Origin of the sequence: Microcoleus sp. N9_A1 (genome assembly GCF_036701795.1) — a bacterium.
Taxonomy (GTDB): domain Bacteria; phylum Cyanobacteriota; class Cyanobacteriia; order Cyanobacteriales; family Microcoleaceae; genus Microcoleus.
On record NZ_JAUBRI010000176.1, the window covers coordinates 1 to 1683 of the forward strand.

Annotated in this window: 1 protein-coding gene; it reads left to right on the forward strand. The window is 40.0% G+C overall.

What is annotated here, in order from left to right:
- Nucleotides 1-120 precede the first annotated feature (120 nt).
- Nucleotides 121-1610, forward strand: a protein-coding gene (locus QUA58_RS31245; protein ID WP_333398001.1) for an IS5 family transposase whose coding sequence is annotated in 2 segments (ribosomal slippage) — nucleotides 121-577 and nucleotides 577-1610 — 1491 coding nt in all. Because the reading frame shifts where the segments join, the coding sequence is not laid out codon by codon here.
- Nucleotides 1611-1683: the final 73 nt, after the last annotated feature.

Consider the following 1683-nt stretch of genomic DNA (forward strand, 5'->3'; position numbering starts at 1 on the left):
GGGCTTGCTGAATCAGTGGTTGAAGTAAACACGGTATGGATTTTCGGACGAATAAAGGCAGTAATGGTGCAAGAAAAACAGGTATAATGACTCAAAACCCGTGCATCACCATTTGCGAGCGTGTACAGAAAAGCTGAGGTTGCCCTAAACCCCCCATCCGACTTTGAACTCCCTTTTGAAGGAAGGTTGTCAGCAGATAACCGTTGGGTAAAGATGGCAGAACTGATCCCGTGGTCAGAATTTGAATCAGAATATGCTGAAAATTTCACAACCGTTATGGGCGCACCCGCCAAGTCATTTAGGATGGCATTGGGGGCATTAATTATTAAAGAAAAACTGGGAATCAGCGATATAGAAACAGTAGAACAGATCCGAGAAAACCCATACCTGCAATACTTTATCGGTCAATCAACCTACAGTAATGAACCCCCATTTGACCCATCACTATTAGTCCACTTTCGGCAGCGAATTAGTGCGAATTTAATCAAAAAAGTCAATGAAAGAATGGTTAATAAAATGCGCGGAACCATCCCAGTCACACCCGAAAAAAAAAAGGATTCGGACACAAAAAATGAATCAATCAAGGAAAGTTGCTCGTAGATGCGACCTGTGCCCCAGCAGATATTAGCTATCCGACGGACTTAGGACTATTAAACCTAGCCCGAGTGCATACCGAAAAAATTATTGATATCCTCTATAAATCCCTCAAAGTAAAAATTAATAAAAAACCCAGAACCTACCGAAAAATAGCAAGAAAAGACTACTTAGTAGTAGCCAAACAACGACGACCTAAACGCCACAAAAAAATCCAAGCAATTAAAAAACAACTGCAATATATCAAAAGAAACTTAGGTCATATTGAAGAGCTAATGGAATCAGGTGCGACCCTACAAAGTCTGACCAAAAAACAATATAAAACCTTGCTAGTTCTCACAGAAGTCTATCGACAACAACTCTGGTTATGGTCAAATAACAAACAGAGTATAGAGGACAGAATAGTAAGTTTAAGCCAACCCCACATCCGTCCAATTGTGAGAGGAAAAGCAGGGAAACCCGTAGAGTTTGGAGCAAAACTATCAGCGAGTTGCTTTGAAGGATATGTATTTTTAGACCGGATAAGTTGGGATAACTTTAACGAATCGGGAGACTTAAAAGCCCAAATAGAAGCTTTTAAAAGTTACACAGGATACTATCCAGAATCAGTCCATGCCGATCGGATTTATCGAACCAGAGAAAACCGAGCCTGGTGTAAAGAAAGAGGAATTAGAATGAGTGGGTCTCCGCTAGGAAGGCCACCAGCAAATGTGAGTAAAGAAACAAAAAAACAAGCCTTAGAAGATGAAAGAATTAGAAATGCGATTGAAGGAAAATTTGGACAAGGAAAACGAAGATTTAGCCTGAATCGAGTCATGGCAAAACTTGATAATACTTCACAAACAGCCATTGCTATTACTTTTTTAGTAATCAACCTTTCTACCTGGTTAAGACGGGTTTTTTGTGTGTTTTTATGTCACAAACCGAAAATCACACCTATTTACGGTTTAATGATTATTAAAAGCTATAACTGGGCAAGTTATAGTCAACAAAAATTTATGTTTCGCCGAGCTTGAATTGCCCATCAAGTGCGATGCCTGCGGCTGGCTTCGCCTACGCGATTTTTTCGAACTTATTCAGCAAGCCCTA